This window comes from Pseudoduganella sp. RAF53_2, from assembly GCF_052113985.1.
In the GTDB taxonomy this organism is placed as follows: Bacteria; Pseudomonadota; Gammaproteobacteria; order Burkholderiales; family Burkholderiaceae_D; genus Rugamonas.
Genome location: NZ_JBFRDW010000212.1, coordinates 1 through 8,727 on the forward strand (window position 1 = coordinate 1; position 8,727 = coordinate 8,727).

Here is an 8,727-nt window from a genome sequence, read left to right on the forward strand (position 1 = left end):
TGTCGAGCAAGCCCACTTCGTCCAGCACTTCCAGCGCACGCATGTCGGCGGGACCGCCATGCTGCAGGCCGCGCCAGAAAGAGGGGCCGTGACCGACAGCACGCAAGGCGCCAATGCGGGCGTTCTCGAAAGCGCTCATGCGGCCGAACAGGTTATTGGTCTGGAAGCTGCGCCCCAAACCGCTGCGGCTTATTTTGCTGGCGCTCATGCCTGAGATCTGCTGGCCGTTCAGCGCGATGGTCCCGCTGCTAACGCGCAGGTTGCCGCTGATGAGTCCAAAAAGGGTGGATTTGCCGGCGCCATTGGGGCCGATCAGCACATGGCATTCGCCCTGCGCGACCTCCCAATTCACACCGCGGATGATCTCCGTGGCGCCGAACGCTTTCTTTACTGCTGCAAGGCGCAGCGCTGGTGCGGCGCCTTGTGTCTCCGTTATATCGTTCATTTATGATCCAAACATTACAATGTAAAGATGCGAATTCATAATAGCAGCTGACTTTGCGGATGACAAATTGAATTTTGGCGCGTCAGCGAGATTGACTTCTAAACTTGACACTGTCAAAATGAATTCACCAGAACCTCAGCGGAGACGACGATGCATCCAGCAAGCGATTACCCAGTTCAGGACGGTGTAGCCATCCTTTCCCTCGACAATCCCCCAGTGAACAGTCTCTCCGGCGCCCAGCGCGGACGGCTTGGCGCCATGCTGAACGACGCTGCCCAGCGCAGCGACGTGCAGGCCATCGTCATCACCGGCAAGGGACATATTTTTTGTGGCGGCGCGGATGTACGCGAGTTCAATACACCAGCCCAGAAAATGAGCCCCATCATGCCGGAGCTGATCGAAGGCTGTGACAGGATCGATAAGGTTGTCGTGGCTGCAATCGAAGGTTTCGCTTATGGCGCCGGGCTCGAGCTGGCGCTGGCCCTGCATTACCGCGTGGCTGGCAGCGGCGCCAAACTGGGGCTGCCGGAAGTGAAATTCGGCTTCCTGCCGGGGGCGGGCGGCACCCAGCGCCTGCCACGCCTGGTGCCCATGGATAAAGCTGCGGACATGATGCTCAACGGTTCTGCCATTGACGCCGGCGAAGCGCATCWGCTTGGCCTGGTCGATGCCGTATTTGAAGGGGAACTGCTGGCAGCGGCGGTGGATTTCGCCCGTAGCAAAACAGGTGCGCTGCGCCGCACGCGCGACCTGCCGGCGCGCATGGAGACGCTGGCGCCGGGTTACCTGAACCGTTTGCGCGAAAAGGTGGAAGCCAGCGCACAAGGCAATATCGCCAAGCTGCATATCGTGGACTGTTGTGTCGCCGCGGCCGAGCAAGCATTCGATCAGGGCCTGGCGTACGAGCGTGAACGCTTCCTCGCCATGCTGGGTACCAGGCGCGTCCCGTCARTAGTGCGGCAGTGATCGGTGCGGGCACCATGGGCTCGGGCATCGCGATCTGCTTTGCCGATGCGGGCATTCCTGTGACGCTGATCGATGTCAAACCGGAGTCGCTTGAGCGCGGCCGCGCGCACATCGCCAAAGTGTACGAGGCCAAGGTCGCCAAAGGGCGCATGAGCGCCGCCGAGCGCGATGCGGTGCTGGGATTGATCACGCCCGCTGCCACGCTGGATGCTGCGGCGAGCGTGGACATCGTGGTCGAAGCGGTATTCGAAGACTTCGACCTGAAATGCCGCATCTTTCGCGAGCTGGCCGAGATCACCAAGCCGGGTTCCATCCTCGCCACCAATACCTCCATGCTGGATGTGAACGCGATTGCCGCCAGCACCAATCGTCCGCGCGACGTGATCGGCATGCACTTCTTCTCGCCGGCGAACATCATGCGCCTGCTGGAAGTGGTCGATTGCGAATGTACTGCGGACGATGTGCTGCTGACGGTGATGAATCTTTCCCGGCGCCTCGGCAAAGTGCCGGTAGCCTCGGGTGTGTGCGATGGCTTTATCGGCAACCGCATGTTGCAGAAGTATTTGCAGCAGGCCTTGTTCCTGCTGGACGAAGGCTGCTCGCCGCAGCAGATCGACGGCGCCATGCAGAAGTGGGGCATGGCCATGGGGCCGCTGGCGGTGGGTGATCTGAGTGGCCTGGATATCGGCTGGTCGATCCGCAAGCGCCGCTACATCGAGCGGCCGGACATGGTCTACTCGCGCATTGGCGATCGTATCTGCGAAGCGGGCCGCCTGGGTCAGAAGACGGGCAAGGGCTGGTATCGCTATGAGCCGGGCCAGCGCAAGCCGCTGCCGGACCCGGAAGCGGAAGCCATCCTGGCCGCGTATCGCAAAGAGCACAATATTCCCCAGCGCGAAGTGAGCGATGAGGAAATCGTGCAGCGCCTGCTGGTCGCGCTGGCGAACGAGGGCGCCGCCATTCTGCGCGAAGGAATCGCGCAACGTGCATCGGATATCGACGTGGTCTACCTCACCGGCTATGGCTTCCCCGCCACACGTGGTGGCCCGATGTTCTTCGCCAGCGAATTCGGCCTGGACAAGGTGCTCGCCACCATCCGTGAATTCCAGAAGGGCTACCAGGGCAGCCAGTGGCAGCCGGACCCATTGCTGGTCGAACTCGCGTACGAAGGTAAGTCTTTTGGAGGATAGCCATGGCGAACCGTTATCTGGAAGATCTGCAAGTAGGTGAAAAATGGGCCAGCCAGCCCTTCACCATCGCGCAGCAGGACGTGATCGATTTCGGCAAGGGCTTCGATCCGCAGCCGATGCACACCGACCCTGAAGCCGCGGCCAATGGCCCCTTCGGCGGCCTGATTGCCAGCGGCTGGCAACTGGCTTCGCTGGCGATGCGCAAATGYGTGGAAGCGCGCCTGTTCGGTGACTTGCCGGTGGTCGGCGTGGGCATTGATGAACTGCGCTGGCTGCAGCCGGTGCGGCCGGGCGATGTGCTGCACGTAGACCGCGAGCTGGTGGAAGTCATCACCTTGCCGGATAAGCCAAAGCGCGGCATCGCCAAAGCCCGCGTCGAACTGAAAAATCAGAACGGCGACGTGGTGATGCGCATGTATGGCTTGTCCAGCGTGCCCAAGCGGCCGACTGCATAATACGATTGAGGAGACAGCATGATGACAGAGAATATCCCGCTCCAGGCGCCGTTCCGCGACGTGGGCTTCCGGCCTCCGACGGCTTCCGTGCAACGCAGGCCGGACGGCGTGCTGCTGCTGGGTTCCGGCCACGAGCTGCCGAAGCCTGCGGCCTGCACTACGGACTGGCTGGCGCACTGGGTACGCATCCGGCCGGATAATCCGATGCTGGTGCAGCGCGGCGCCGATGACCAGTGGGTCAAGTGGTCGGTGCAGCAGGTGTGGGATGCGATCCGCTCGGTGGCCTCTTCGTTACTGTCGGCGGGCGCTTCGGCTGAGCGGCCGCTGGCGATCCTGTCCGAGAACTCCGCAGAGCAGGCGCTGATGATGTGGGGCGCGCTGTATGCGGGCGTGCCGGTGGCGCCTGTGTCGCCGGCCTACTCGGCGCTCGGCGGCGAGTGCACGCGCCTGCGTGCGGCGGTGGCGGTTGTGAATCCTCACCTGATTTTCGTGCAGGATGCCGAAAAATACGCGAATGCACTCAGGGCGCTGGATATGCCGCCGGAACGCGTAATCAGCGTGGATGCCGGCTGGCCCGGCATGCAGGCTTTCGCCGCCTGGGCGGCCGCGCCACACGCGCCAGGCCTGGAACTGCATCACGCCGCGCTGCAAGGCGAGCAGCCCGCGAAATACATGTTCACTTCCGGCTCTACCGGCGTGCCGAAAGCCGTGGTGCAGACGCGTTCCATGGTGGCCGCCGCGCAGGAAATGGCGGCGCGCGTTTTCAAGGAAGACCCGGTAGAGCAGCCGGTCTATCTGGAATGGCTGCCATGGCATCACGTCATGGGCGGCAATATCGTCATGAACCGCATCCTGCGTTTCGGCGCCACCTTGTATATCGACGACGGCCGACCGATGCCGGGCCGCTTCGATACGACGCTGAAGAATCTGCGCGAAGTGGCGCCGTCGCTGTACTTCAATGTGCCCATCGGCCTGAATATGCTGATCGGCGAACTGGAACGCGATCCGGCGTTTGCGCAGCACTTCTTCTCGCGCCTCAAATACGTGTACTACGGCGGCGCGGTGCTGTCGCGTGATGTGTACGACCGCTTCCAGCGCCTGGCGGTGGCGACGACGGGCGAACGCATTGTGCTGACCTCCGTGTTCGGGGCCACTGAATCGTCCGGTCCTGCGGTCACGCAGTATTGGGCGGTGGACGATGTGGGCTGTATCGGTCTGCCCGTATCCGGCGTGGAGCTCAAGCTGCTGGAAGATCCGAATCTGCCGGGCCGCTACGAGATGCGCATCCGTGGTCCGAATATCTTCCGCGAATACCTGAATGCGCCGGAGCTCAGCGCCAATGCCTTCGACGAAGAGGGCTATTACCTGCTGGGCGATGCGGTGCGCTTCGTGAATCCGCAAGATCCCCTGGCAGGGCTGCGTTTCGCGGGCCGCTTTGCCGAGGACTTCAAACTGATGAACGGCACCTGGGTGCGCACCGCGGCCTTGCGTACACGCTTGCTGGAAGCCTGTAGTCCGCTGCTGAAGGATGCAGTGCTGACCAGCGATGGCGCAGACACGGTTGGTGCGCTGGCCTGGCCCGATGCCGCAGCCTGTGCGAAGGCTTTGCCTGAACTGGCAGGGCTCAGCGCACAGGCCTTGCGCGGCCATCCACAGTTGCAGGCGGAACTGCAACGCCGCCTGTCCGCCATGAATGCCGGTGTGCGAGCGGCATCAATGCGCATAGACCGTCTTGGCGTGTTGGCCGAACCGGCTTCGATGCAGCACTACGAAGTCACCGACAAAGGCAGCATCAACCAGCGCGCTGTGATCGAGCGCCGCGCCGACGATGTGAAAGCGCTGTTCCTGCAGCCTTGCCACGAGTCGGTGGTGCAGTCGGGACGTGATTGAGATCCGGCGCTACCGGGGCGGCTTTCGCCGCCTCGCCCTGACCGAGTTGGGGAACGAGCAGCAGTGCCGCCGTTGCGGCGAGCTGTGGCCGGCCGACGAAGAGTTCTACGTCGTGCGTAATAACAGCCTCGGATATGAGTGCAAGGCCTGCATCAGCGAGCGCCGGCGGAAGTCCGTACAATGCCACTAATCATGCATCTTGATCCCCTCGTTATTTGTGTCGCCATGATGGCTGTCATGGTCATCGGCTTCATGAAGGGTGCTTTTGGCGGCGGCTTTGCGATCATCGGCATTCCCGTCCTGGCACTGGTCATGGACCCCATCAAGGCGGGCAGCCTGCTGGCGCCTATCTTCGTTGCGACAGACCTCTTTGCGCTGCGCTTCTGGCGCCCACACACCTGGTCGAAACCTGATCTGAAGCTGCTGCTTCCCGGACTGGTTGTCGGCATTGGCGCCGGCTACGCGCTGCTGGAACATCTGGATCGCCACATCATCGAAATCATCATGGCGGTAACGACGCTGCTTATCGCCTACCTGTGGTGGATCAGGAAAGGCGTTGTTGCGACGGGCGAGCGCTCCAACGGCAAGGCGATCCTTGCCGGGACCGCATCCGGCGTGACGACCATGGTGGCGCATTCGGGCGGACCGCCGCTGGCGATGTACCTGCTGCCGCTTGGCTTGTCGAAGGAAGTCTATGCCGGCACCACCAGCATGTTCTTCACCATCGGTAATCTGCTGAAGGCCGGACCCTGGCTGGCGGTCGGTAATTTGTCGGCCGAATTCTGGGCCACGGCCGGTATCTGCGCACCAGCGGGCCTGTTTGGTGTCTGGGCGGGCTGGAAGCTGCATGGCCGCCTGAATCAGGAACAGCTTTACCGCATCTGCTACGGTTTGCTGGTTGTCACGGCGCTGAAGCTGCTGTGGGACGGTGTGGTTGGATTTGTGCACTAGCCATAGTACAGTTGGCACCTCTATCACTTCCGGAGGATGTCAGCATGAAGCGCGCTACCCGTTTGCTTGTTCCGCTGTTTGCCGCAGGTTTGATGGGAGGGGCAGCCGCGCAATCGCTGTCGCCGGAAGAGCAGCGCATCGTGGCCGCGGTGAAGGCGCATTCGGCGGAGGCGCTGGTCCTGCTGGAGAAAACCGTCAACATCAATAGCGGCACCATGAACCATGCCGGCGTGCGCGCCGTGGGCGATGTGTTCCGCGCCGAGTTCGATAAGCTGGGATTCAAAACGCAGTGGATCGATATGCCGCCCGAAGTGAAGCGTGCCGGCCATCTGGTTGCCACGCGCGAGGGCAAGCAGGGCAAGCGGGTGCTGATGATTGGCCATCTCGATACCGTGTTCGAACCGGACAGCCCGGTGCAGAAATGGGACCGCCAGGGCGACCGCGTGCGCGGTCAAGGCGTCAATGATATGAAGGGCGGCGATGTCATCGTGATCGAGGCGCTGCGGGCGCTGCACGCTGCAGGCGCGCTCAATAACACGACTATCAGCGTGATCTTTACCGGCGATGAAGAAAACGCCGGCAGCCCGAAATCCATCTCGCGCCGCGACATGGTGGCCATGGCCAAACGCAGCGATGTGGCGCTGGCCTTCGAGGCCACGGTGCTCGACAAGGATGGCAAGGCCACCGGCACTATCGGCCGCCGTGCGGCGACCAGCTGGCAGCTGGAGGTGAAGGGCAAGCAGGGACACTCGTCCGGCGTGTTCACGCAGGGCGCGGGCTACGGCGCTGTGTACGAAACGGCGCGCATTCTCGACGCTTTCCGGCAACAGCTGATCGAGCCGAATCTGACCTTCAATCCGGGTGTCATCGTGGGCGGCACCGAAGTCGCTTACGACGATGCGGCAGCCAAGGGCACGGCATTCGGCAAAACCAATGTCATTGCCAACAGCGCCTTCGTTAAAGGCGATCTGCGCTTCCTGACGCCGGAGCAGGGCGAGCTGACGCACGCAAAAATGCGCGCCATTGTGGCGCAGAACCTGCCAGGCACCAGCGCGTCCATCAAGTTCATGGACGGCTATCCGCCGATGGCGCCGACAGCGGGCAATCTGAAGCTGCTGGTGGTGTATTCGCGCGCCAGTGCGGACGCCGGGCTGGGGCCGATTGCGGCGTTGCCGCCGGGTGAGCGTGGTGCGGGGGATGTGCAGTTTGCTGCGCCGTATGTGGACAGCCTGGATGGTCTTGGCGCGACCGGCCGTGGTGCGCATTCGCCGGAGGAGGATCTGGATCTGAAGTCGATCGAGCAGGGCGCGATTCGCACGGCATTGCTGCTGTATCGCCTGACCCGCTGAACCCTAACACCTGGGTCAGACCCAAGGGTCTGACCCGGTTCTAGGGTTTTTATTCGAGGTTCTGCACCTGCTCGCGCATCTGCTCGATGAGCAGCTTCAGTTCCATCGACGCGTCGGCCAGTTCCTTGACCGAAGCCTTGGCGCCCAGCGTATTCGCTTCGCGGTTCAGTTCCTGCATCATGAAGTCCAGGCGCTTACCGACCTGTCCGCCTTTTTTCAGGATGTGACGGGTTTCGGTCAGGTGGGCAGACAAACGGCCCAGTTCCTCAGCCACGTCGATACGGATACCGTACAGGATCACCTCCTGGCGGATGCGCTCCATCGCATCCTGGCGCGACAGCGAAGTGTTGGAACCCTGGCAAGCGAGGCCCAGTGCTTCCTGCATGCGTTCCACGGCTTTCTGTTGGAATTGCGCAACGACTTGTGGAATCAGTGGCGTGATCCGCTTAACAATTCCTTCCATCGATTCGATGCGGGAAACCAGCATCGCTTCCAGCGCCGCGCCTTCGCGCTGACGGCTCTGGACGAAGGCTTCAACCGTGCGCGTCATCAGGGCTGCCACGTCCTGTTGCAGCGATTCCTGGCCGATCTGGGCTTCTTCCACCACACCCGGCCAGCGAAGTAGTTCCGCTACGGACATCTGCGTTGCGCCCGCGAAATGCTGACCGACTTCGCCCTGAAGGCGCGCCAGCTCATTGAGCAGAGTTACATTCAAGGCCTGAGTGCCCGCCGCCGCGGCCTTGCGGCCGAAGCTCAGGCGCAGCTCAACCTTGCCGCGAGTGATCGCCCCCATGATGGCGGAGCGTAAATCGGGTTCGAGCGCGCGCAGATCGTCGTTGATTCGGAATTGCAGATCAAGGAAGCGCGAATTGACGCTTTTGATCTCAATTGTCAGAGTTCCGGCTGCGCTTTCGCTGGTGGCAACCGCGTAGCCTGTCATGCTGGAAATGCTCAAAGGATATCCCCGATTTTGTCTTTATCTTTACAATACATTGATTTGTCCACACAATCCGGTTTGTTGAAGCGAGGAAACTTATGGCTGCACAAAACAACGCTCCGCTACCAGATGGTCTGGAAATTGCTGGATACCGCATTGTAAAGAAAATTGCGTCAGGTGGGTTCAGTATTGTGTACTTGGCCTACGACGCTGAAGGCAATGCGGTTGCCATTAAAGAATATTTACCAAGCACCCTTGCATTACGTCAAGAGGGTGAATTGGTGCCGGACGTCTCCAAAGCGAACCTGGCGGTCTTCCGTATAGGGCTGAAATGCTTCTTTGAGGAGGGTCGCGCGCTTGCAAGAATTTCACATCCAAATGTTGTAAGAGTGTTGAATTTCTTCCGCGCAAATGAAACTGTTTATATGGTTATGCATTACGAGTCCGGTCATTCGCTGCAGGAACACATCCAGCGTCAGCGTGCCAAAGGCCGGAATTYGGGCGAGGCTTTTATCCGGACTATTTTTACGCAAGTGATCAAAGG

General features: G+C 61.3%; 7 protein-coding genes and 1 pseudogene. 6 read left to right on the plus strand and 2 right to left on the minus strand.

What is annotated here, in order from left to right; genetic code table 11:
* Window positions 1-445: ATP-binding cassette domain-containing protein (locus AB4Z11_RS14245; RefSeq protein WP_442025903.1), on the minus strand; the 445-nt coding region annotated here is incomplete at its 3' end.
* A gap of 150 nt (window positions 446-595) precedes the next feature.
* Between AB4Z11_RS14245 and AB4Z11_RS14250 the strand changes: the two are divergent.
* The 5 genes and pseudogenes from AB4Z11_RS14250 (at window position 596) to AB4Z11_RS14270 (ending at window position 7,246) form a co-directional block, all read left to right on the plus strand.
* Window positions 596-2,601, plus strand: a pseudogene (locus AB4Z11_RS14250) (3-hydroxyacyl-CoA dehydrogenase NAD-binding domain-containing protein).
* Window positions 2,602-2,603: 2 nt separating this feature from the next.
* Complete coding sequence (locus AB4Z11_RS14255) at window positions 2,604-3,056, plus strand: MaoC family dehydratase (protein WP_442025904.1); 453 nt, start codon at window positions 2,604-2,606, stop codon at window positions 3,054-3,056.
* Between the two features lie 18 nt (window positions 3,057-3,074).
* Entirely contained in the window at window positions 3,075-4,946 is a 1,872-nt protein-coding gene (locus AB4Z11_RS14260) for an AMP-binding protein (protein ID WP_442025905.1), read from the plus strand.
* A 192-nt stretch (window positions 4,947-5,138) separates the two neighbouring features.
* Window positions 5,139-5,897, plus strand: a complete 759-nt coding sequence (locus tag AB4Z11_RS14265; RefSeq protein ID WP_442025906.1) for a sulfite exporter TauE/SafE family protein — start codon at window positions 5,139-5,141, stop codon at window positions 5,895-5,897.
* Window positions 5,898-5,941: 44 nt separating this feature from the next.
* Window positions 5,942-7,246: a M20/M25/M40 family metallo-hydrolase gene (locus tag AB4Z11_RS14270; protein ID WP_442025907.1), complete on the plus strand. Its 1,305-nt coding sequence runs from the start codon at window positions 5,942-5,944 to the stop codon at window positions 7,244-7,246.
* 49 nt (window positions 7,247-7,295) lie between these two features.
* Here the strand turns inward: AB4Z11_RS14270 and AB4Z11_RS14275 are convergent, their stop codons facing one another.
* On the minus strand, window positions 7,296-8,186 hold the full coding sequence (locus tag AB4Z11_RS14275) for a YicC/YloC family endoribonuclease (RefSeq protein WP_442025909.1): 891 nt from the start codon (window positions 8,184-8,186) through the stop codon (window positions 7,296-7,298).
* 95 nt (window positions 8,187-8,281) lie between these two features.
* Here AB4Z11_RS14275 and AB4Z11_RS14280 point away from each other — a divergent pair.
* Window positions 8,282-8,727: protein kinase domain-containing protein (locus AB4Z11_RS14280; RefSeq protein ID WP_442025908.1), on the plus strand; the 446-nt coding region annotated here is incomplete at its 3' end.

Bases quoted from the DNA above. Each gene is read 5' to 3' on its own strand.
- AB4Z11_RS14260 (WP_442025905.1), top strand. From the start codon at position 3,075: ATGATGACAGAGAATATCCCGCTCCAGGCGCCGTTCCGCGACGTGGGC.
- AB4Z11_RS14270 (WP_442025907.1), top strand. From the start codon at position 5,942: ATGAAGCGCGCTACCCGTTTGCTTGTTCCGCTGTTTGCCGCAGGTTTG.
- AB4Z11_RS14275 (WP_442025909.1), bottom strand. From the start codon at position 8,186: ATGACAGGCTACGCGGTTGCCACCAGCGAAAGCGCAGCCGGAACTCTG.
- AB4Z11_RS14265 (WP_442025906.1), top strand. From the start codon at position 5,139: ATGCATCTTGATCCCCTCGTTATTTGTGTCGCCATGATGGCTGTCATG.